This window comes from Quadrisphaera sp. DVD1, assembly GCF_058932755.1.
In genome coordinates this window covers 1-21,725 of the sequence record NZ_JBZYWI010000043.1, presented here as the reverse complement: position 1 = coordinate 21,725, position 21,725 = coordinate 1, and the positions used below count along the sequence as shown (strand labels likewise).

The window sequence follows — 21,725 nt, the reverse complement described above, 5'->3', positions numbered from 1 at the left end:
CCGGCCCTGGGCCTCGTGGCGGTCGGGGTGCTGGTGCTGGTGCGCGGCCGGCGCTGGGCCACCACGGCCCGGTTCGAGGCCCCGGCCGCCGCCGGCACCGCGAGCAGCACCGCGAGCAGCACCGCGAGCGGCGCAGCGGCCGGCACCCCCGGCGCCGCGCCCGCTGCGCGACCTCCCTCGGGACCGGCCTCGCGCGCCGCCCTGTGGGACGACCTCAGCCGCGGCGACGACCCGACGACCGGACCGGGCGGGCGCTGAGCCCGCCCGGCATGATGGGACCACGAGTCCCCGCGACACCCCGGCCGACCAGAGCCCGACCAGAGCCCGACCAGAGCCCGAGCAGGAGCGAGATGAGCCACCACGCACCGACCACCGACGAGGCCGTCGAGGCGCGCAAGAAGGAGGTCGAGGGGCACGTCGAGAGCCACGGCCACAGCGTCGCGGCCTGGACGGGCGTCGGGATCGTGCTCCTGGGCTCCCTCGTCGCCGCCATCGCGATGATCATCCCGGTCCCGTGGCTGGTCGTCGTCGGGATCGTCATCATGCCGATCGGCGGCCTGGTGGGCCTCTTCCTGGGCAAGCGGTCCAAGGGCTCGGCCGGCCACGCCAGCTCGGACCCGAGCGGCGAGCGCGGCCGCGACGGCTCCCGCTAGTCGCTGCCCCACCCGGGCGCGAGGAGGGCGCGGCACCCGAGCGGGTGCCGCGCCCTCCTCCCGTTCGCGCGTCGAGGGGCTCAGCCGGTGACGCCGGCGTTCTCCTCGAGGCACTGCTGGCTCTCGGACTGGCTCAGGCCGGGCTCGAAGCACTCCTCGTTGTCCTGGTAGAAGCCGACGCCGAGGGTCACGTAGAGCACCGCGAACGCGATCGAGGCCAGCAGCGCGAGCGCGGAGATGATCGTCCCGGCCAGCGCGACGCCGCGGTTGGTGGCCTGGCCGCGCCGGGCCCGGCCCATGCCGATGATCCCGAGCACGAGGCCGACGATGGCCAGGACGCCGGCGATGACGGTCCAGCAGAACAGCAGGGCGATGATGCCCAGGACGAGGGCGGTCACCCCGAGGCCGTTGCGCGGCTGCGGCGACTGGCCGTACCCGCTGCTCTGGTCGAACCCGCCGCCCTGGCCGTAGCCGCCCTGGCCCGGGCCGTAGCCGCCCTGCGCGGGGCCGCCGGTGTAGGGGGACTGCGGCGCGGAGCCGCCGGTGTAGGGGGACTGCGGCGCGGAGCCGTAGGACGGCGGCTGGGGGCTGCTCCCGGTGTGCGGCTGGTCGCCCGGTCCGGAGGCGTAGGGGTCCTGGGGGGTGCTCACGGCTGCTCCTCGGTGTCGTGCCTGCGGTGGCGATCTCTGCCGCTGCCACGCTACCGACCGCGGCGCACCAGCACCCCCCTGCCGCCGACTACGATCGTCCAGGCGGGGGGCCACCGGGTCCCTGGAGCGAGGAGCTGCTGCGTGACCGTCCTGGACGACATCCTCGTCGGCGTGCGCGCCGACCTCGCCGAGCGCCAGGCCCGCACGGGGCTGGACGAGGTGAAGGAGGCCGCCCGCCGGGCGCCCTCCGCCCGCGGGGCCCTGGAGGCGCTGCGCCCGGCCGGCGACGACCGCGGCCAGGTGACGGTGATCGCGGAGGTCAAGCGCTCGAGCCCGAGCCGCGGTGACCTGGCCCCGATCACCGACCCGGCCGCCCTCGCCCGCGAGTACGAGGCGGGCGGCGCGAGCGTGATCAGCGTGCTCACCGAGCAGCGCCGCTTCGGCGGCACCCTCGACGACCTGCGCGCGGTGCGCGCCGCGGTCGACGTCCCGGTGCTGCGCAAGGACTTCGTGGTCTCCGCCTACCAGGTCTGGGAGGCCCGCGCCGCGGGCGCCGACCTGGTGCTGCTCATCGTGGCGGCCCTGGAGCAGGAGGCGCTGGTCTCCCTCGTCGAGCGCGTGCACTCCCTCGGCATGACGGCCCTGGTCGAGGCGCACGACGTCGAGGAGGTCGAGCGGGCGGTCGCCGCCGGCGCCCAGGTGATCGGGGTCAACGCCCGCGACCTCAAGACCCTGGAGGTGCACCGCGACGTCTTCGCCCGGTGCGCCCCGCACATCCCCGACGCCGTGGTGCGGGTGGCGGAGTCCGGCGTCCGCGACGCCCGCGACGTCGTCGAGCACGCCCGCGCCGGGGCGGACGCCGTCCTCGTGGGCGAGGCGCTCGTCACCGGGCGCGACCCGCGCACCGCGGTCGCCGACCTCGTCGCCGCCGGCACCCACCCCTCGCTGCGCGCCCTCTCCCGCGGGGGGCGGTCGTGACCGCTGCCGCGGGCCACCGCCGCGGCGACGTGCTCGGCGAGCTCGTCGGCGAGCGCGGCCCGTACTTCGGAGACTTCGGCGGGCGCTTCGTGCCCGAGGCCCTCGTGGCCGCGCTCGAGGAGCTCGAGGCGGCCTACGCGTCGGCGATGGCCGACCCGGCCTTCCTCGCCGAGCTGGAGGAGCTGCAGCGCAGCTACACCGGCCGCCCGAGCATCCTCACCGAGGTGCGGCGCTTCGCCGAGCACGCCGGGGGAGCGCGGGTGCTGCTCAAGCGCGAGGACCTCAACCACACCGGCTCGCACAAGATCAACAACGTGCTCGGCCAGGCGCTGCTCACGAGGCGCATGGGCAAGACCCGGGTGATCGCCGAGACCGGCGCGGGCCAGCACGGCGTCGCCACGGCCACCGCCGCGGCGCTGTTCGGCCTCGAGTGCGTGGTCTACATGGGCGAGGAGGACACCCGGCGCCAGGCCCTCAACGTCGCCCGGATGCGCCTGCTCGGCGCCGAGGTCGTGCCGGTCACCGCCGGCTCGCGCACCCTCAAGGACGCCCTCAACGAGGCGCTGCGCGACTGGGTCGCCAACGTCGACGAGACCCACTACATCCTCGGCACCGTGGCCGGTCCGCACCCGTTCCCGGTCATGGTCCGCGACTTCCACCGGGTGATCGGCGTCGAGGCGCGCCAGCAGGTGCTCGACCTCGTCGGCCGGCTGCCCGACGTGGTCTGCGCCTGCGTGGGGGGCGGCTCCAACGCGATCGGCATCTTCCACGCCTTCCTCGAGGACGCCGACGTGGCGCTGCTCGGCCTCGAGGCCGCCGGCGACGGCGTGGAGACCGGGCGGCACGCCGCGGCCATCACCGGCGGCGCCCCCGGCGTCCTGCACGGCTCGCGCTCCTTCGTGCTCCAGGACGAGGACGGCCAGACCGTCGAGAGCCACTCCATCTCCGCCGGGCTGGACTACCCCGGCGTGGGTCCTGAGCACGCCTTCCTGGCCGCCACCGGACGCGCGCGCTACGAGCCGGTCGGCGACGCCGAGGCGATGGAGGCGTTCAAGCTGCTCTGCCGCACCGAGGGGATCATCCCGGCGATCGAGAGCGCCCACGCCCTGGCCGGCGCGCTGCGCGAGGGCCGGCGCCTCGGCCCGGACGGCGTGGTGCTCGTCAACCTCTCCGGGCGCGGCGACAAGGACGTCGACACCGCCGCGCAGTGGTTCGACCTCGTCAGCGACGCCGAGCTCGTGGAGTCCGAGAAGGCGCGCGTCGCCGGTCCGGCCTCCGAGACCGAGGGGAGCGGCTGGTGAGCGGCACCCCCACCCCGGCGAGCACGGCCACCACCTCCAGCGCCGGCGTGCTGGACGCCGTGCGCGCCCAGGGCCGCGCGGCGCTGGTCGGCTACCTGCCCGCCGGGTACCCCACGCTGGCCGGGGCGGTCGACGCCGTCTGCGCGATGGTCGACGGCGGCGTGGACGTCGTCGAGCTGGGCCTGCCCTACAGCGACCCGGTGATGGACGGGCCGGTCATCCAGGCCGCCGCCGACGAGGCGCTGCGCGGGGGTGTGCGCACCCGCGACGTGCTGCGGACCGTCGAGGACGCCGCCGCCACCGGCGCGGCCGTGCTCGTCATGAGCTACTGGGCGCCGGTGCTGCGCTACGGCGTCGACGCCTTCGCCCGCGACCTCGCCTCCGCCGGCGGCGCGGGCCTCATCACCCCCGACCTCGTGCCGGACGAGGCGGGGGAGTGGATCGCCGCGAGCGACGCGCACGGCCTCGAGCGGGTCTTCCTCGTCGCGCCGTCCTCCACCCCCGCCCGCCTGGCCTCCACCGCGCAGGCCTGCCGGGGCTGGGTCTACGCCGCCTCCACGATGGGCGTCACGGGGGTGCGGGCGCAGGTCGGTGCGGGCGCGCAGGCGCTCGTGGCCCGCACCCGCGAGGCCGGCGCCGAGCGGGTGTGCGTGGGCCTGGGCGTCTCCACCCCGGAGCAGGCCGCGCAGGTCGCCGCCTACGCCGACGGCGTCATCGTCGGCTCGGCCCTCGTGCGCGCCCTCGGCGACGGCGGCCCGGCCGCGGTCGGCCGCCTGGCGGGCGAGCTCGCCGCCGGGGTGGCCTCCGGGCGCGCGGGGGGTGCCGGAGCGTGAGCGTCCTCACGAGCGTCGTCACGGCCATCCCCAGCCCCTCGCAGGGCGTCTGGCACCTCGGGCCGGTGCCGCTGCGCGCCTACGCCCTGTGCATCCTCGCCGGCATCGCCGTCGCCGTGTGGCTGACCGACCGGCGCTGGCGGGCCCGCGGCGGCCTGCCCGGCCAGGTCGCCGACGTGGCCCTGTGGGCGGTGCCGTTCGGCATCGTCGGCGGCCGGCTCTACCACGTGGTCTCCTCCCCGGACGCCTACTTCGGCCCCGGCGGCGACCCGGTCCTCGCGCTGTACATCTGGCGCGGCGGGCTCGGCATCTGGGGCGCCGTCGCCCTGGGCGCCGTCGGGGCGTGGCTGGGCTGCCGCCGCTCGGGGATGAGCTTCCCCGCCTTCGCCGACGCCCTGGCGCCGGGGCTGCTGCTGGCCCAGGCCGTCGGGCGGCTGGGCAACTGGTTCAACCAGGAGCTCTTCGGCTCGCCCACCGACCTGCCGTGGGCGCTGGCCATCGACGCCGCGCACCGCCCGGCCGGGTTCGCCGACGCGGCCACCTACCACCCGACGTTCCTCTACGAGCTGCTGTGGAACGTCGGCTGCGCGCTCGTCCTCCTCTGGGCCGACCGGCGCTGGCGCCTGGGCCACGGCCAGGTGTTCTGGGCCTACGTCGTCCTGTACACGCTCGGGCGCGGGTGGATCGAGGCGCTGCGGATCGACCCGGCCGAGCACGTGCTGGGGCTGCGCCTCAACGTCTGGACCTCGATCCTCGTCGGCCTGCTCGGCGTGGTCGGGTTCGTCGTCAGCCGTCGGCGGCACCGCGAGCGCGAGGCCGAGGTGCTCGTCGTGGCCGGCGCCGCGGGGGCGTCAGCCGAGGCCGACGCGGGCCAGCCACTCCGCGGGGAGCAGGCCGGGGGCGAGCAGCACGAGCAGGAAGCGGGTGCTGCGGCCCGCGAAGCCCACCCCGGCGAAGACCCACCAGCGCATGCGCAGGGTGCCGGCGAGCACGCTGACCACCGCGAAGGGCGGTAGCCCCGTCAGGGCGCTGACCCCGGTCAGCGCCGCCGGGCCCCAGGTGTGCCGCTCGGCCCACTCGCGCACCCGCGCGGTCCAGGTGGCCCACCGGCCGGTGGCCGTGCCCTCGCGCCGCCACCGGCGCCAGCGCTCCGGGTCGAGGGCGTCGCGGCCCAGCAGGTAGAAGAGCATCTTGCCGACCATCTGGCCCAGGCCCGCGACGAGGGCCAGGACCAGCGGGGGCACGGGGCTGACGAGGGCGACCGCCACCAGCGCCACCTCGGCGTTGACGACGGGCACCAGCGCCGACAGCAGGCACACCCCGAAGGTGGCCAGGACGCTCTGCACCCCGCCACTCCACCACAGCCGCCCTCGTCGGCGGCGCCGGCGTGCCAGACTCTCGCGGCCGGAGGCTCCGGCGGAAGGGCAGGTGCACCGGTGCTCCAGTGGCGCTCCCCGGCCCCGGCGTGCGGCCACCACGGCTGCTGGCACGGCTGGGCCGAGCCGTGGGCCACGGCGCCCAACCTCGTCACGGCCGCCCGCACGCTGCTGTGCGTGGCCCTGGCCGTGGCCGGCGCCCTGGCGCACAGCCCCGCGCTGCTCGTGGCCGGCCTGCTCAGCTACTGGGTCGGCGACGTGGCCGACGGCGCGCTGGCCCGGCGCCTGGGCCAGGAGACCCGGCAGGGCGCGGCGCTCGACGTCGTCACCGACCGCGTCTGCTCGCTGGCGTTCTGGGTGCCGTGGGCGGTGCTGCACCCCGCGGTGCAGGGCCCGGTGGCCCTGTACGTCGTCGAGTTCGCCGTCGTGGACGGCGTCCTGTCGCTGCTCTGGCTGGCCTGGCCGCTGCTGTCGTGCAACTACGTCGACCGCGTCCACCCGCTGGTCCACCGGCTCAACTGGTGGCCGCCGGCCAAGGTGGTCAACACGGCCGGGGTCGTCGTCCTCGTCGTCCTGTGGCCCCAGCCGGCGCTGGCGGTGGCGTTCCTCGTCGTCATGCTGGCCGTGAAGGCCGCCAGCCTGGTGCTCCTCGTGCGGGCCCTGCCGGCGCCGGGGCCCGGCTGCGCCGCGGTCGCGCCGGGCTGGGTGGCCCCGCCCGTCTCCGTCCCATGATGCGGGAACTGGCGTCCAGCATCTGAGACGCCCGTGCGGCTGGCGCGTCCCGGCGCGCCCCCTCTGCGGTGCTAGGCTTCGTGCAACGAGCCGGGCCGCCGTCGTCCCGCGCCGGAGGTCCCAGCCCCCGATCGACGCTCCACCCCTCCGCCACGCCGACCGCCACGTCGACCACCCGGCACCGCCCGCTCGCGCGGTGCGTGCCTTGAGGACGGTGCCCATGGTCCAGCCGACCGCCCCCGCTCTGCAGCGCTTCTCCACCACCCCCGCTGCCCAGGGCCTGTACGACGCCTCGCGCGAGCACGACGCCTGCGGCGTCGCCTTCGTCGCGACCATGCGCGGCACCGCCGGGCGCGACATCGTCGACCACGCCCTGACCGCCCTGCGCAACCTCGACCACCGCGGCGCGGTGGGCGCGGAGGTCGACACCGGTGACGGCGCCGGCATCCTCCTGCAGGTCCCCGACGCGTTCCTGCGCGCCGTGTGGGCCGAGCAGTCGGGCACCGGCGCCGAGCTGCCCGAGGCCGGCGCCTACGCGGTGGGCCTGGGCTTCCTGCCCGACGACGACGCCGCCGAGGACGCCGCCCGCGAGCGGATCGCCGCGATCGCCGCCGAGGAGGGCCTCGCCGTCCTCGGCTGGCGCGACGTCCCGGTCGCCGCCGACCTCGTGGGCAGCTCCGCCCGCGCCTGCATGCCCCGCTTCCGCCACCTCGTCGTGGCCGGCGCCGGCGAGCGGGCCGGCGTCAGCGGCCTCGAGCTCGACCGCCTCGCGTTCGTCCTGCGCAAGCGGGTCGAGCGGGAGGTGGAGGTCTACTTCGCCTCGCTGTCCGCGCGGACCCTGGTCTACAAGGGCATGCTCACCACCGGTCAGCTCGAGCCGTTCTTCGCCGACCTGTCCGACCGGCGGATGGCCACCCAGCTCGCGGTCGTGCACTCGCGCTTCTCGACCAACACCTTCCCGTCCTGGCCGCTGGCGCACCCGTTCCGCTACATCGCGCACAACGGCGAGATCAACACCGTCCGCGGCAACCGGAACTGGATGCGGGCCCGCGAGTCGCAGCTGGCCACCGACCTCATCCCGGGCGACCTCGACCGGCTGTTCCCCATCTGCACCCCCGGCGCCAGCGACTCGGCGTCCTTCGACGAGGTGCTCGAGCTGCTGCACCTGACCGGGCGCACGCTGCCCCACGCGGTGCTGATGATGATCCCCGAGGCGTGGGAGAACCACACCGAGATGGACCCGGCCCGCCGGGCCTTCTACGAGTTCCACGCCAGCTTCATGGAGCCCTGGGACGGGCCCGCCTGCGTGACCTTCAGCGACGGCCGCCAGGTCGGCGCCGTGCTGGACCGCAACGGGCTGCGCCCCTCCCGCTACTGGGTCACCGACGACGGCCTCGTCGTCCTCGCCAGCGAGGTCGGCGTCCTCGACATCGAGCCCTCGCGCGTGGTGCGCAAGGGCCGGCTGCAGCCCGGCCGGATGTTCCTCGTCGACACCGGCAGCGAGGGCCGGCCCGGGCGGATCGTCGGCGACGACGAGGTCAAGGGCGCCCTGGCCGCCGAGCACCCGTACCAGGAGTGGCTGCACGCAGGACTGGTCCGCCTCGAGGACCTGCCCGAGCGCGAGCACGTCCTGCACACCCACTCCTCGGTCACCCGGCGCCAGCAGGCGTTCGGCTACACCGAGGAGGAGATGCGGGTGCTGCTCGCGCCGATGGCGCGCGCCGGGGCCGAGCCGGTCGGCTCGATGGGCACCGACACCCCGATCGCGGTGCTCTCGCAGCGCCCGCGCCTGCTCTTCGACTACTTCACCCAGCTCTTCGCCCAGGTGACGAACCCGCCGCTGGACGCCATCCGCGAGGAGGTCGTCACCAGCCTGGCCGTGGAGATGGGCCCGGAGTCCAACATCCTCTCGGCCACCCCCGCGCACTGCCGCCAGCTGCGGCTGCCCTTCCCGGTGATCGACAACGACGAGCTCGCGAAGATCACGCACATCAACCGCGACGGGAACCTGCCCGGCTTCGCGACCGTCTCGGTCAAGGGCCTGTACCGGGTCGCCGGCGGCGGGGAGGAGCTCGACCGCCGCCTGCGCGAGATCTGCGCGGAGGTCTCCGCGGCGATCGCCGGCGGGGCGCGCTTCGTCGTCCTGTCCGACCGCGACTCCGACGCCGTCTGGGCGCCGATCCCCTCGCTGCTGCTGACCAGCGCCGTGCACCACCACCTCATCCGCGAGAAGACCCGCACCCAGGTCGGCCTCGTCGTCGAGGCCGGCGACGTGCGCGAGGTCCACCACGTCGCGCTGCTCGTCGGCTACGGCGCCGCGGCCGTCAACCCCTACCTGGCGATGGAGTCCGTCGAGGACCTCGTGCGCAACGGCGTCCTCACCGGCGTCGAGCCCGCCGAGGCCGTGCGCCGGCTCATCAAGGCGCTCGGCAAGGGCGTGCTCAAGGTGATGTCGAAGATGGGCATCTCCACCGTGGCCTCCTACCGCGGGGCCCAGGTCTTCGAGGCGATCGGCCTCTCGCAGGAGCTCGTCGACCGCTGGTTCACCGGCACCACGACCCAGCTCGGCGGCGTCGGGCTCGACGTCGTCGCCGCCGAGGTCGCCATGCGGCACGCCCGGGCCTACCCACCGGAGGGCGTCCAGCTGGCCCACCGCCGCCTGGACGTGGGCGGGGAGTACCAGTGGCGCCGCGAGGGCGAGCCGCACCTGTTCGACCCCGAGACGGTCTTCCGCCTCCAGCACGCCACCCGCGCCCGGCGCTACGACGTCTTCCGCCAGTACACGGCCAAGGTCGACGACCAGGCGCAGCGCCTGATGACCCTGCGAGGGCTCTTCACCTTCAAGGAGGGCCTGCGCGAGCCGGTGCCGCTGGAGGAGGTCGAGCCGGTCAGCGAGATCGTCAAGCGCTTCGCCACCGGGGCGATGAGCTACGGCTCCATCTCCGCCGAGGCCCACGAGACGCTGGCGATCGCCATGAACCGGCTCGGTGGCCGGTCCAACAGCGGCGAGGGCGGCGAGGACGTCGAGCGCCTGGGCGACCCGGAGCGCAACAGCAGGACCAAGCAGGTGGCGTCGGGGCGGTTCGGCGTCACGAGCGCCTACCTCTCCAGCGCCACGGACATCCAGATCAAGATGGCCCAGGGCGCCAAGCCCGGCGAGGGCGGCCAGCTGCCCGGCCCGAAGGTCTACCCGGCGATCGCGCGGACCCGGCACTCCACGCCCGGCGTGGGCCTGATCTCCCCGCCGCCGCACCACGACATCTACTCCATCGAGGACCTCGCCCAGCTCATCCACGACCTCAAGAACGCCAACCCCGCCGCGCGCGTGCACGTCAAGCTCGTGGCCGAGGTCGGCGTGGGCACGGTCGCGGCCGGGGTGAGCAAGGCCCACGCCGACGTCGTCCTCGTCTCCGGGCACGACGGCGGCACCGGGGCGGCGCCGCTGACCTCGCTCAAGCACGCCGGCGCGCCGTGGGAGGTCGGGCTGGCCGAGACGCAGCAGACCCTGCTGCTCAACGGCCTGCGCGACCGGATCAGCGTGCAGGTCGACGGCCAGCTCAAGACCGGGCGCGACGTCGTCGTGGCGGCCCTGCTCGGCGCGGAGGAGTTCGGCTTCTCCACGGCCCCGCTGGTCGTCTCGGGCTGCATCATGATGCGGGTCTGCCAGCTCGACACCTGCCCCGTCGGGGTGGCCACGCAGAACCCCGAGCTGCGCGCCCGGTTCACCGGGAAGCCGGAGTTCGTCGTCACCTTCTTCGAGTACCTGGCGGAGGAGGTCCGCGAGCACCTCGCCGCGCTGGGCTTCCGCAGCCTGGACGAGGCGATCGGGCGGGTCGAGGTCCTCGACACCCGGGCCGCGGTGGAGCACTGGAAGGCCTCCGGGCTCGACCTGGCGCCGCTGCTGCACGCGGTCGACGTGCCCGAGGGCGCCTCGCTGCGCCAGACCTCCGGCCAGGACCACGGCCTGGAGAAGGCGCTGGACCACCAGATCATCGCCATGGCGCACGCGGCGCTGGACTCCGGCGAGCGCGTCGAGGTGCACCTGCCGGTCCGCAACGTCAACCGCACGGTCGGCACCATGCTCGGCCACGAGGTGACGGCGCGGTTCGGGCCCCAGGGCCTGCCCGACGGCACGATCGACGTCACCCTCACCGGCTCGGCGGGCCAGTCCTTCGGGGCGTTCCTGCCCGCGGGCGTCACCCTGCGGCTGGTCGGCGACGCCAACGACTACGTCGGCAAGGGCCTGTCCGGCGGCCGCGTCGTCGTGCGGCCCGCCGAGGCCTCGGCCTTCGCCGCCGAGGAGAACGTCATCGCCGGCAACACGATCGGCTACGGCGCGACCTCGGGGGAGCTGTTCCTGCGGGGGCGGGTCGGCGAGCGCTTCGCCGTCCGCAACTCCGGAGCGACGATCGTCGTCGAGGGCGTGGGCGACCACGGCTGCGAGTACATGACCGGCGGCACCGTGCTCGTGCTCGGCCCGACCGGGCGCAACGTGGGGGCCGGCATGTCCGGCGGCACCGCCTACGTGCTCGACCTCGACCCCGCCCGGGTCAACGCGGCCGCGGCGGCGTCCGGGGAGCTCGTCGTCTCCGGGCTCGACGAGGCCGACGCGGCGCTCGTGAGCACGCTGCTGGAGCGGCACGCCCAGGAGACCGGCTCGCCCGTGGCCCGCGACCTCCTCGACACCCCCGGGGCGGTCGCGGCCCGGATCAGCAAGCTCGTGCCGCGCGACTACGCCCGCGTCACCGAGCTGCGCGCCCGGGCCGAGCAGGCCGGGCAGGACCCCGACGGCGAGGCCGTCTGGGCTGAGATCATGGAGGCTGTCCGTGGCTGACCCCAAGGGCTTCCTGGAGGTCCGCTCCCGGGAGCTGCCGCCGCGCCGGCCGGTTCCGGTGCGCATCCAGGACTGGCGCGAGATCTACGAGCGCCCGCAGGAGGACGTGCTGCGGCGCCAGGCCGGGCGCTGCATGGACTGCGGCATCCCGTTCTGCCACAACGGCTGCCCCCTGGGGAACCCGATCCCGGAGTGGAACGACCTCGCCCGCCGCGGCGACTGGCGCGAGGCGGTCGAGCAGGCGCACTCGACGAACAACTTCCCCGAGTTCACCGGGAAGCTGTGCCCCGCCCCCTGCGAGGCCGCCTGCGTCCTGGCGATCAACCAGGACGCGGTGACGATCAAGCAGGTCGAGGAGGCCATCGCCGACCGCGCCTGGGAGGAGGGCTGGGTCACCCCGCAGGTGCCCGACCGCCTCACCGGGCAGACCGTGGCCGTCATCGGCTCCGGGCCGGCCGGCCTGGCCGCCGCCCAGCAGCTCACCCGCGCCGGCCACACCGTGGCCGTCTACGAGCGCGACGACGCCATCGGCGGCCTCATGCGCTACGGCGTGCCCGAGTACAAGATGGAGAAGCGCCACATCGACCGCCGCGTGGCGCAGATGGAGGCCGAGGGCACCCGCTTCCGCACCGGCGTCGACGTCGGGGTCGACGTGGACGCCGCCCGCCTGGCCGACCGCTACGACGCCGTCGTGCTCACCGTCGGGGCCCTGCAGCCCCGCGAGCTCGACGTGCCCGGGCGCTCGCTGCGCGGCGTGCACCAGGCGATGGAGTACCTGCCGCAGGGCAACCGCGAGGCCCTCGGGCAGCCGCTGCCCGACGGCGAGGAGCCGATCAGCGCCGCCGGCAAGGACGTCATCATCATCGGCGCCGGCGACACGGGCGCGGACTGCCTGGGCACCGTCCACCGCCAGGGCCCGCGGTCGGTGACGCAGCTCGCGATCGGGCCGCAGCCGCCGGAGGAGCGCACGGACGCCCAGCCGTGGCCGACCTACCCGCTGGTCTTCCGCACCTCCACGGCCCACGAGGAGGGCGGGGAGCGGCTGTACACGGCCAGCACCACCGAGCTCGTCGACGACGGGACCGGGGCGGTGGCGGGCCTGCGGCTGGTCGAGGTGAGGCGCCTCGAGGGGCGGCGGTACGAGGTCGTGGAGGGCACGGAGCGCGAGCTGCCGGCCCAGCTGGTGCTGCTCGCGCTGGGCTTCAGCGGCGTGCAGGAGATGCCCCTGGTCGAGCAGCTGGGCCTGGAGCGCGAGCGCTCCGGCGCCCTGGTGCGCGACGAGGGCTGGATGTCCTCGCGCCCCGGGGTGTTCGTGGCCGGCGACGCCGGGCGCGGCGCCTCGCTCATCGTCTGGGCCATCGCCGAGGGGCGGGCGGCGGCGGCGGCGGTCGACTCCTACCTGTCCGGACGGCCCAGCACGCTGCCCGCACCGCTGACCCCCAGCACCCGGCCACTGGTCGTCTGACCCAGGGCCTAGGCTCCCCTCATGCGCCGCGCCAAGATCGTCTGCACCCTGGGACCCGCGACCTCCTCCTACGAGCAGATCAAGGCTCTCGTCGAGGCGGGGATGGACGTCGCCCGGCTGAACCTCAGCCACGGGAGCCACGAGGTCCACGCCGAGTCCTACGCCAACGTCCGTCGCGCCAGCGACGAGACCGGCCGGGCGGTGGCCATCCTCGCCGACCTGCAGGGGCCCAAGATCCGGCTCGGCCGGTTCGTCGACGGCCCCCACCAGCTGAAGGTGGGGGACCGGTTCACCATCACCACCGAGGACGTCCCCGGCACCGCCGAGATCTGCTCGACCACCTACAAGGGCCTGCCCGGCGACGTCGCTCCCGGCGACCCGCTGCTCATCGACGACGGGCGGGTCGGCCTGACCGTGCTGTCGGTCGACGGCCCCCGCGTGCTCACCGAGTGCACCGTCCCCGGCCCGGTGTCGAACAACAAGGGCATCAACCTGCCCGGCGTGGCGGTCAGCGTCCCGGCGCTGACCGAGAAGGACGCCGAGGACCTCCGCTGGGCCCTGGCCCAGGGCGTGGACTGGATCGCCCTGTCCTTCGTGCGCTCCGGCGCCGACGCCGACGACGTGCGGGCGATCATGGCCGAGGAGGGCGTGCACCGCCCGGTGCTGGCCAAGGTCGAGAAGCCCCAGGCGGTCGAGAACCTGCGCGACGTCGTCGCCGCGTTCGACGGCGTCATGGTGGCCCGCGGCGACCTGGGCGTCGAGCTGCCGCTCGAGCAGGTGCCGCTGGTGCAGAAGCGCGCCGTCGAGCTGTGCCGCCGCAACGCCAAGCCGGTCATCGTCGCCACGCAGATGCTCGAGTCGATGATCAGCGCCCCGCGGCCGACCCGCGCGGAGGCCTCGGACGTCGCCAACGCCGTCCTGGACGGCGCCGACGCGCTCATGCTCTCGGGCGAGACCAGCGTCGGCGAGTTCGCCATCGGCTCGGTGGAGGTGATGGCCCGGATCATCGCCAACACCGAGGAGCACGGCCTCGACCGGATCCGCCCGCTGGGCAGCACCCCGCACACCCAGGGCGGTGCGGTCACCTGGGCGGCCCGGGAGATCGGCGAGATGATCGACGCCGACCACCTGGTGACCTTCACCGTCTCCGGCGACTCCGCGCGCCGGATGAGCCGGCTGCGCTCGGCCATCCCGACGCTGGCCTTCACCCCCGAGCCCTCCACGCGCAACCAGCTCGCGCTCACCTGGGGGATCGAGGCGTTCCTCGTGCCGTTCGTGGAGACCACCGACGACATGGTCGCCCAGGTGGACTCCTCGCTGCTCGAGATCGGCCGCCTGCAGGAGGGCGCCACCGTGGTCATCGTGGCCGGGGCGCCTCCGGGCACCCCCGGGACCACCAACGCCATCCGGGTGCACAAGATCGGCGACGCCGCCAGCGCCTGAGGCACCGAGCGGACGAGGCGGCCCCCTGCACCTGCGGGGGGCCGCCTCGTCGTTCCCAGGCCGTCCGCCGGCCTGCCGCCGGCCTGCTGCCGACCACCTGCGGGCCGCCTGCGGGCCGCCTGCGGGCCGGGTGGTGCCCCGGGTGGGACTCGAACCCACACTGGATCGCTTTTGAGGCGACTGCCTCTGCCGTTGGGCTACCGGGGCGGCGCATCGGCACGGGGCCGAGCCCCAGTAGGCTACCGGCGTGAGCGTGGAGCCTGAGGCCGTCCAGGAGGCGGCGCCGCCCCGGCGGCGCGTCGTCGTCGCGGAGGACGAGGCGATCATCCGCCTCGACATCGTCGAGATCCTCCGGGAGGCCGGCTACGACGTCGTCGGCGAGGCCGGGGACGGCGAGAGCGCGGTGCGCCTCGTCGAGGAGATGCAGCCCGACCTCGTCGTCATGGACGTCAAGATGCCCGTCCTCGACGGCATCAGCGCGGCCGAGCGGATCGGGCGGGCCCGCCTGGCCCCGGTCGTGCTGCTCACGGCGTTCTCCCAGCGCGAGCTCGTCGACCGCGCCCGCGACGCCGGCGCCATGGCCTACGTCGTGAAGCCGTTCACGTCGGCCGACCTGCTGCCCGCGGTCGAGATCGCCGTCTCGCGCTTCCAGGAGATCACCGACCTGGAGGAGGAGGTCTCCGACCTCGCCGAGCGCTTCGAGACGCGCAAGCGCGTCGACCGCGCCAAGGGCCTGCTGATGACGCGGATGGGCCTGTCCGAGCCCGAGGCGTTCCGCTGGATCCAGAAGACGTCGATGGACCGCCGCCTGACGATGCGCGAGGTGGCCGACGCCGTGCTGCAGCAGGTCGGGGACTGAGCAGCCCGTCTCACGTGGTGGACACGGAGGTCACGAGTCCACAACGACCGGGCCGCGAGGGCTCCGCGCCGGCGCGGGGGCCGCTACTTTCCCCGCAACCAACGGTGCGGGGAACCCCGCGCCGGAGTCCTCCGAAGGAGTCCCCATGACCCGACCTCTGCGTGCAGCGCGCTCGGTCGCCGTCCTCGGCATCGCCGGGCTCGCCCTCACCGCCTGCGGCGGCGGCAGCGACAGCGACGCCGGCTCTGAGTCGTCGCCCTCGACGTCCGAGTCGCAGGCCCCCGCGGCCGGTGACGGCGTCCTGACCCTCGGCTCCCTGCTGCCCCAGACCGGCAGCCTCGCCTTCCTCGGCCCGCCCGAGTTCGCCGGCGTCCAGCTCGCCGTCGACGAGATCAACGCCGCCGGCGGCGTCAACGACCAGCCGGTGGCCTACGTCACCTCCGACTCGGGCGACGACAAGACCGACATCGCCTCCCAGTCCGTGGACCGCCTCCTGGGCGAGGACGTCGACGCGATCATCGGCGCCGCCTCGTCCTCGGTGTCCAAGCTCGTCATCGACAAGATCACCGGCGCGGGCGTCCTGCAGATCTCCCCGGCCAACACCTCGCCGGACTTCACCGACTACGACGACGGCGGGCTGTACTTCCGCACCGCCCCGTCCGACGTCCTGCAGGGCCGCGTGCTCGGCGACCAGATCATCGCCGACGGCGCCCTGGACGTCGCCGTGATGGCTCTCGACGACGACTACGGAGCGGGCCTGCTCGAGAACGTCAAGACCTCCATCGAGGCCGGTGGCGGCAGCGTGGTGAGCGAGCAGGTCTACGACCCGGCCGCCTCCAACTACTCCGCCGAGGTCTCCGAGGTCGCGGCGGCGGGCGCCGAGGCGCTGGTCCTCATCGGCTTCGACGAGACCAAGCGCATCGTCCCCGAGCTCGTCAACCAGGGGATCGGCCCGGCGGACCTGCCGCTGTACCTCGTCGACGGCAACCTCGCCGACTACAGCGCCGACTTCCAGCCCGGCACCCTCGAGGGCGCCAAGGGCACCCTGCCCGGCGCCGAGACCACCGACGAGTTCCGCACCCGCCTGCTGGGCGTGGACCCGGGCCTGAAGGACTTCAGCTACGCGCCGGAGTCCTACGACGCCACCGTCCTGCTCGCCCTGTCCGCGATCGCGGCCGGGGACGACAGCGGCACGGCGATCGCCGGGGCCATGGAGGACGTCAGCGGGGGCGGCACGGCGTGCACGACCTTCGCGGAGTGCCGCGACCTGCTCGCCGCGGGTGAGGACATCGACTACAACGGCGTCGCCGGTCCGGTCGAGTTCGACGAGAACGGCGACCCGACGCAGGCCACCATCGGCATCTACCAGTACGGCGCCGACAACAAGTACACCAACCTCGACTACCGCGCCGGCTCCCTCTGAGCCGCTCGGGCGAGGCCCGCTGAACGCACAGGACCCCGGCAGCCGCGAGGCTGCCGGGGTCCTGTGCTGTCCGGCCCGCGGCGCGCCCGGGGCCGCGAGCGCGCCGGGGACGGCCGGGTGGGTCAGGCCTTGGCGAGGGTGCCGAGGTAGAGCTCGGTGACCTTGGGGTCGTCCGCGAGCTCGCGGCCGGTGCCGGTGTAGGCGTTGCGGCCCTGGTCGAGGACGTAGCCGCGGTCGCAGATCTGCAGGCACCGGCGGGCGTTCTGCTCGACCATGACGACCGAGACGCCGGCCCGGTTGATCTGCCGGGTGCGCAGGAAGACCTCGTCCTGCATCGCCGGGCTCAGGCCCGCGGAGGGCTCGTCGAGCAGCAGCACCGAGGGCTCCATCATGAGGGCGCGGCCCATCGCGACCATCTGCCGCTCACCGCCGGAGAGGGAGCCGGCCCGCTGGGCCCGGCGCTGGCCGAGGGCGGGGAAGAGGTCGGTGACGAAGGCGAAGCGCTCCGCGAACCTCGACGGCGCCTGGTACAGGCCCATCTCGAGGTTCTCCTGGATGGTCAGGGACGGGAAGACGTTGTTCGTCTGCGGCACGAAGCCGACGCCCTTGGCCACGAGGCGGTTGGCGCGCAGGCCGGTGATGTCCTCCCCGCGCAGCGTCACCTGCCCCGAGCCGATCTTCACGAGGCCGAACAGCGCCTTGAGCAGGGTCGACTTCCCGGCGCCGTTGGGGCCGATGATGCCGACCAGCTCGCCCTCGCGGCAGTACAGGTCGGCGCTGTTGAGGATGTTGACGCCGGGGAAGTAGCCGGCGACCAGCGCGTCGGCGCGCAGCAGCGCGCCCTCCGCTCCGGTCAGGTGCTGGCTGCGGTCGCCGACCTCGGACGCTCCTGCGGCGCTCATCGCGCGCTCCCCTCGGGGCCGTGGTGGTGGTGTCCGGGCTGGGCGCCGTCCTCGGCGGCGAGCTCCTGCGCGACCTCGGCGTCGACCTCGGCGAGCTGGCGCTCCTCGTCCTCGGCCGTCAGCGGCGCGTCGTGGTGGCCGCCGAGGTAGGCGTCGATGACGGCGGGGTCGGCCATGACGTCGTCCGGGGTGCCCTCGGCCACCACCCGGCCCTGCGCCATGACGATCACCCAGTCGGAGATGTCGCGGACCATGTCCATGTCGTGCTCGACGAACAGGACGGTCATGCCCTGCTCGCGCAGGTCCTTGACGTGGCCGAGCAGCGACTGCGTCAGCGCCGGGTTCACCCCCGCCATCGGCTCGTCGAGCATGACCATCTTGGGGCCGGTCATGAGCGCGCGCGCCATCTCCAGGAGCTTGCGCTGGCCGCCGGAGAGGCTGCCGGCGAAGTCGTCGGCCTTGGTCTCGAGCTTGAACCGGCCGAGCAGCTCGTGCGCCCGCTCGGTGTTGGCCTCCTCCTGGCCGCGCCACAGCGGGGCGACCAGGGCCCGCAGCAGGCTCTCGCCGCGCTGGCCGACCGCGCCGAGGCGCATGTTCTCCAGCACGGTCAGGCGCGAGAGGGCCTTGGTGAGCTGGAAGGTGCGCACCATGCCCCGGCGGGCGACCTTGTGGGCGGGGACGCCGCCCAGGGCCTGGCCGTCGAAGGTCCAGTCGCCCTCGTCGGGCTTGTCGAACCCGGTGAGCAGGTTGAAGAACGTCGTCTTGCCGGCGCCGTTGGGGCCGATCAGGGCCGTGATGGCGCCCCGCTGCACCTCCACGTGCGCGACGTCGACCGCGGTGAGGCCGCCGAAGCGCCGCACCACGCCGTCGGCGACGAGGATCGGGTCGGGCTTGGGCGCGCCGGGGACGCGCGGCACGTCGCGCAGCGCCGCGGCGGCCGCGGCCCTGCGCGGCGCGTCGGCGGACGCGGCGGACATCGCGGTGGCCCCTGCGGGTCGATCAGCGGGCATCGATGGCCAGCTCCCTACGGTCTCCGAAGATCCCTTGTGGTCGGAAGATCATGAGCAGCATCAGCGCCAGGCCCACGAGCATGAAGCGCACCTGGCCGGCCTGCGTGTCGGTCATCAGCCAGGTCGGCATGTACCCGCCCTGGATCATCTGGGCCAGCACGTTGTCGGTGAGGGACAGCACGGCCCAGAAGATCATCGCGCCGACGACCGGGCCGAGGACGCGCGCGGCGCCGCCGAGCAGGAGCACGGTGTAGATGAAGAACGTCAGCGGCGTCCCGTAGAGGTCGGCCTGCACCGAGCCGCTGGACAGGGCCGAGACGAAGCCGGCGAGCGCGCCGATCACGCCGCCGATCACCAGCGCCTGCATCTTGTAGGCGTAGACGTTCTTGCCCAGCGAGCGGACGGCGTCCTCGTCCTCGCGGATGCCCTTGAGCACGCGGCCCCAGGGGCTGCGCATGAGCAGCCACACGAGCAGGCAGCACACCGCGATGAGCACCCAGGCCACGAGCAGCAGCCAGGTCGTCCGCTCGCTGAAGCGCCACGGGCCGAACCCGTAGGTGCCGGGGCCGAACGGGTTGAGGTCGTAGAAGTCGCCGGAGAAGCCGTTCACGCCGCCGGAGCCGCCGGTGTACTCGCGCAGGCTCGACGAGCGCAGCAGCAGCCGCACGATCTCGGCCGCGGCGATCGTGGCGATCGCGAGGTAGTCCGCGCGCAGGCGCAGGGTCGGCACGCCGAGGACGAGGGCGAACAGCCCCGCACCGACGACGCCGACCACGAGCCCGAACCACAGGGGCAGCCCGGCGATGGCGACCATCGTCGCGATGCCGTAGGCGCCGATGGCGGCGAAGGCGGCCTGGCCGAAGTTGAGCAGGCCCGCGTAGCCGAACTGCACGTTCAGCCCGATGCCCGCGAGGGCGTAGATGACGGTCTGCACCCCGATGAGGGACACCGCCGCGTTGGTGAAGATCGCTCCCCAGTCCACGGGGGTGCTCCTCTCAGCCGACCCGCTGCGCCCGCCCCAGGATCCCCTGGGGCCGGACGAGCAGGATGAGGATCAGGATGACCAGCGCGCCGACGTTCTTGAGCTCGGTGGGCACGACGAGCGTGCTGACCTCGATGAAGATGCCGACGACGAGGCTGCCCACGAGGGCGCCGAAGGCCGTGCCGAGGCCGCCGAGGGTCACGGCGGCGAAGACGAGCAGCAGGATCTGGAAGCCCATCTGGTAGTTCAGCCCCTGCTGGAGGCCGAGCAGGACGCCGGCCAGGCCGGCCAGGGCCGCGCCGGTGATCCACACGGTGCGGATGACCCGGTCGACGTCGATGCCGGAGGCCGCGGCGAGCGCGGGGTTGTCCGAGACGGCCCGGGTGGCCTTGCCCAGCCGGGTGCGGACCAGGGCCCACGCCACGACGAGCAGGACGACGACCGAGATGGCCATGCAGACGAGGTCCACCGGGCGCAGGCGCACGAGCCAGAGCTCCAGGCCCGCCTGGGACTGGTACTCCCGGTAGGTGCGCGAGGAGCCGCCGAAGACGTAGAGGTAGAGGTAGCGCAGGAACAGCGACAGGCCGATCGAGACGATCATCATGGCGATCAGGCCGGTGCCGCGCCGGCGCAGCGGCTGCCACAGGGCGCGGTCGTTGAGCCACCCGAAGGCGGCGCTGGCCGCGACCGCCAGCACGGCGGCGACGATGACGTGCAGCCCGGTGACCGTGTTGAAGAAGTACGCCGCCAGCGCGCCGAAGGTGACCAGCTCGCTGTGGGCGAAGTTGGTCAGGCCGGTCGTGCCGAAGATCAGGGAGAGGCCGATCGCGGCCATGGCGACGATGAGGCCGAAGCGCAGGCCGTTGGCCACGAGCTGCGCCACCTGGGTCGCGCCGACGCTGTCGGCCCCGGCCTGGGTGCCGGCCTCGGCGCCGAGGCGGAAGGCCACCGCGCGCGGGTTGCCCGCGTCGACCGTGGTGGCGATCGGGTTGGTGCGCGGCTGGAGCCCCGCGGCGTCGCCGGCGAGGGTCTCGAGGTCCAGCTGCACGTCGTAGGCGCCCGGCTCGGGCACCACCAGCTCGACGGCGCCGGAGGCGTCGGTGGTCCCGTCGGCGACCAGCTCGTCGTCCTGCAGGACGGTGACCCGCGCTCCGGCGACGTCCGTGCCGTCCTCGGTGCGCACGCGGGCGCGGATGAGCTCGCCCTCGCCGGCCGGGACGTCGCCCGCCTCGGCCGTGGGCTCGGGGTTCGCCTGCGCGCCCGGCGACTCCGCGCCCACCGTGGGGGAGGCGCTGGGCGCGTCGGTCGCCGCGCTCGACGCGGCGAGCACGGGCGCCTGGGCGGAGGCGCTGGGGGCGCCGAGGGCGAGGGTCAGGGCGGTGAGCAGGATCCCCACCCCGGTGGCGGCGGCTCTCCGCACGCGGGCACCTCCGTGAGACGTCTGGGCGCCGGGCCGGTCAGCCGGGCGGGCGTTCCGGCAGGTCACCGGCGGGGCGGAGCATAGCGACGGCGGCGCGGGCGACGCCGTCCCGCAGTGCTCCCGGGGCCGCACCGTCACCGGACCGTGACCCTGCAGCGGCCCCCGGCGGCGTCCGGCCGCCCCGCCGGCCCCCGCGGGTGACCGGCGGTGACCACCCGTGAGCGCGCCGCGCCGGGCGCGTCCCGGGCGCGGCCTGCCGGGCTGGGGCCCCAGCCAGGCACTACGCTCGCCACGGCGTCGGAGCCCTGCGGCGCCGCGGTCCGGTCAGGGAGGAGCTCGGCTGCCATGACTCGCCGATCGGTCGACGTCCGCCGCGCCACGGCCGCCGACGTCGACCACCTGCTCCACCTGGCGGTGCGCGCGCGCAGCGACGAGGGCTTCGACCGCCCCGCGGCGCACCCCGACGACGACACCCGCCGCGAGCACCTGCTCGCCGCGCTCGACCGCGCGGGCACCGAGGTGCACCTCGCGCTGGTCGACGACGACGCCGTCGGGGCGCTGGTGCTGCGGGTGGCCGACCTCATGGTGCTCACCGGCGGCACCACCGTGCACATCGAGCAGCTCTACGTCTGCCCCGCGTGGCGCCACCGCGGCGTCGCCCGCCAGCTGCTGGCGGCGGCCGTGGCCGCGGGGGAGCGCCACGGCGCCGAGGACGTCGCCTGCGTGCTGCCCCCGGGCGGGCGGGACCTGCAGCGCTTCTTCGCCCGCCTGGGGTTCGCCCCCCTGGTGACGCTGCGCGCCGTCCCGGTCTCGCGGCTGCGGGCGCGGCTGGCGGGCACGCACGTCGACGGGCGCCGGCGGATC

At 74.7% G+C, this 21,725-nt stretch carries 18 protein-coding genes, 1 tRNA gene and 1 pseudogene; 13 read left to right on the top strand and 7 right to left on the bottom strand.

Annotated elements, in window-relative coordinates; genetic code table 11:
* On the top strand, positions 1-258 hold a 258-nt coding region (locus AC5FZL_RS07140; RefSeq protein ID WP_493617873.1), incomplete at its 5' end, for a Trp biosynthesis-associated membrane protein.
* 92 nt (positions 259-350) lie between these two features.
* Entirely contained in the window at positions 351-653 is a 303-nt protein-coding gene (locus AC5FZL_RS07135; RefSeq protein WP_493617872.1) for an HGxxPAAW family protein, read from the top strand.
* Between the two features lie 80 nt (positions 654-733).
* On the opposite strand, the gene AC5FZL_RS07130 is transcribed toward AC5FZL_RS07135, so the two are convergent.
* Positions 734-1,303, bottom strand: coding sequence for a DUF4190 domain-containing protein (locus AC5FZL_RS07130; RefSeq protein ID WP_493617871.1), 570 nt, complete (start codon positions 1,301-1,303; stop codon positions 734-736).
* Positions 1,304-1,444: 141 nt separating this feature from the next.
* Here AC5FZL_RS07130 and trpC point away from each other — a divergent pair, with 141 nt between their 5' ends.
* From trpC to lgt, 4 genes are read left to right on the top strand one after another with little or no spacing between them, the layout of a single operon-like run.
* On the top strand, positions 1,445-2,281 hold the full coding sequence (trpC, locus tag AC5FZL_RS07125) for an indole-3-glycerol phosphate synthase TrpC (RefSeq protein WP_493617870.1): 837 nt from the start codon (positions 1,445-1,447) through the stop codon (positions 2,279-2,281).
* Between the two features lie 29 nt (positions 2,282-2,310).
* Positions 2,311-3,582 carry a tryptophan synthase subunit beta gene (gene trpB / locus AC5FZL_RS07120; RefSeq protein WP_493617874.1) on the top strand — a complete coding sequence of 424 codons (1,272 nt, stop codon included), beginning with the start codon at positions 2,311-2,313 and terminating at the stop codon, positions 3,580-3,582.
* Positions 3,579-4,415, top strand: coding sequence for a tryptophan synthase subunit alpha (gene trpA, locus AC5FZL_RS07115; protein ID WP_493617869.1), 837 nt, complete (start codon positions 3,579-3,581; stop codon positions 4,413-4,415). The genes trpB and trpA overlap by 4 nt, the downstream gene beginning before the upstream one ends.
* Positions 4,412-5,431, top strand: a complete 1,020-nt coding sequence (lgt, locus tag AC5FZL_RS07110) for a prolipoprotein diacylglyceryl transferase (RefSeq protein ID WP_493617868.1) — start codon at positions 4,412-4,414, stop codon at positions 5,429-5,431. The genes trpA and lgt overlap by 4 nt, the downstream gene beginning before the upstream one ends.
* Here the strand turns inward: lgt and AC5FZL_RS07105 are convergent.
* A pseudogene (locus AC5FZL_RS07105) lies at positions 5,381-5,659 on the bottom strand (hypothetical protein); the annotation flags it as partial. The gene lgt and the pseudogene AC5FZL_RS07105 overlap by 51 nt on opposite strands.
* A gap of 192 nt (positions 5,660-5,851) precedes the next feature.
* On the opposite strand from AC5FZL_RS07105, the gene AC5FZL_RS07100 reads away from it, so the two are divergent.
* The 4 genes from AC5FZL_RS07100 (at position 5,852) to pyk (ending at position 14,265) form a co-directional block, all read left to right on the top strand.
* Positions 5,852-6,523, top strand: coding sequence for a CDP-alcohol phosphatidyltransferase family protein (locus AC5FZL_RS07100; RefSeq protein ID WP_493617867.1), 672 nt, complete (start codon positions 5,852-5,854; stop codon positions 6,521-6,523).
* Positions 6,524-6,743: 220 nt separating this feature from the next.
* Complete coding sequence (gltB, locus tag AC5FZL_RS07095) at positions 6,744-11,357, top strand: glutamate synthase large subunit (protein ID WP_493617866.1); 4,614 nt, start codon at positions 6,744-6,746, stop codon at positions 11,355-11,357.
* Entirely contained in the window at positions 11,350-12,822 is a 1,473-nt protein-coding gene (locus AC5FZL_RS07090; RefSeq protein ID WP_493617865.1) for a glutamate synthase subunit beta, read from the top strand. The genes gltB and AC5FZL_RS07090 overlap by 8 nt, the downstream gene beginning before the upstream one ends.
* A gap of 21 nt (positions 12,823-12,843) precedes the next feature.
* Complete coding sequence (pyk, locus tag AC5FZL_RS07085; protein WP_493617864.1) at positions 12,844-14,265, top strand: pyruvate kinase; 1,422 nt, start codon at positions 12,844-12,846, stop codon at positions 14,263-14,265.
* A gap of 131 nt (positions 14,266-14,396) precedes the next feature.
* Here the strand turns inward: pyk and AC5FZL_RS07080 are convergent.
* Positions 14,397-14,472: transfer RNA gene (locus tag AC5FZL_RS07080), tRNA-Leu, on the bottom strand.
* Between the two features lie 40 nt (positions 14,473-14,512).
* Here AC5FZL_RS07080 and AC5FZL_RS07075 point away from each other — a divergent pair.
* Positions 14,513-15,124, top strand: a complete 612-nt coding sequence (locus AC5FZL_RS07075; RefSeq protein WP_493617863.1) for an ANTAR domain-containing response regulator — start codon at positions 14,513-14,515, stop codon at positions 15,122-15,124.
* Positions 15,125-15,269: 145 nt separating this feature from the next.
* Positions 15,270-16,547 (top strand): ABC transporter substrate-binding protein, encoded by a 1,278-nt coding sequence (locus AC5FZL_RS07070; RefSeq protein WP_493617862.1) that lies wholly within the window; start codon positions 15,270-15,272, stop codon positions 16,545-16,547.
* A gap of 122 nt (positions 16,548-16,669) precedes the next feature.
* Here the strand turns inward: AC5FZL_RS07070 and AC5FZL_RS07065 are convergent, their stop codons facing one another.
* From AC5FZL_RS07065 to AC5FZL_RS07050, 4 genes are read right to left on the bottom strand one after another with little or no spacing between them, the layout of a single operon-like run.
* Complete coding sequence (locus AC5FZL_RS07065; RefSeq protein ID WP_493617861.1) at positions 16,670-17,449, bottom strand: ABC transporter ATP-binding protein; 780 nt, start codon at positions 17,447-17,449, stop codon at positions 16,670-16,672.
* Positions 17,446-18,426 carry an ABC transporter ATP-binding protein gene (locus AC5FZL_RS07060; RefSeq protein WP_493617860.1) on the bottom strand — a complete coding sequence of 327 codons (981 nt, stop codon included), beginning with the start codon at positions 18,424-18,426 and terminating at the stop codon, positions 17,446-17,448. Before AC5FZL_RS07060 ends, AC5FZL_RS07065 begins: the two co-directional genes overlap by 4 nt.
* Positions 18,427-18,448: 22 nt before the next feature.
* On the bottom strand, positions 18,449-19,441 hold the full coding sequence (locus AC5FZL_RS07055; RefSeq protein ID WP_493617859.1) for a branched-chain amino acid ABC transporter permease: 993 nt from the start codon (positions 19,439-19,441) through the stop codon (positions 18,449-18,451).
* Positions 19,442-19,454: 13 nt separating this feature from the next.
* Positions 19,455-20,861: an ABC transporter permease subunit gene (locus AC5FZL_RS07050; RefSeq protein WP_493617858.1), complete on the bottom strand. Its 1,407-nt coding sequence runs from the start codon at positions 20,859-20,861 to the stop codon at positions 19,455-19,457.
* 345 nt (positions 20,862-21,206) lie between these two features.
* Here AC5FZL_RS07050 and AC5FZL_RS07045 point away from each other — a divergent pair.
* On the top strand, positions 21,207-21,725 hold a 519-nt coding region (locus tag AC5FZL_RS07045; RefSeq protein ID WP_493617857.1), incomplete at its 3' end, for a GNAT family N-acetyltransferase.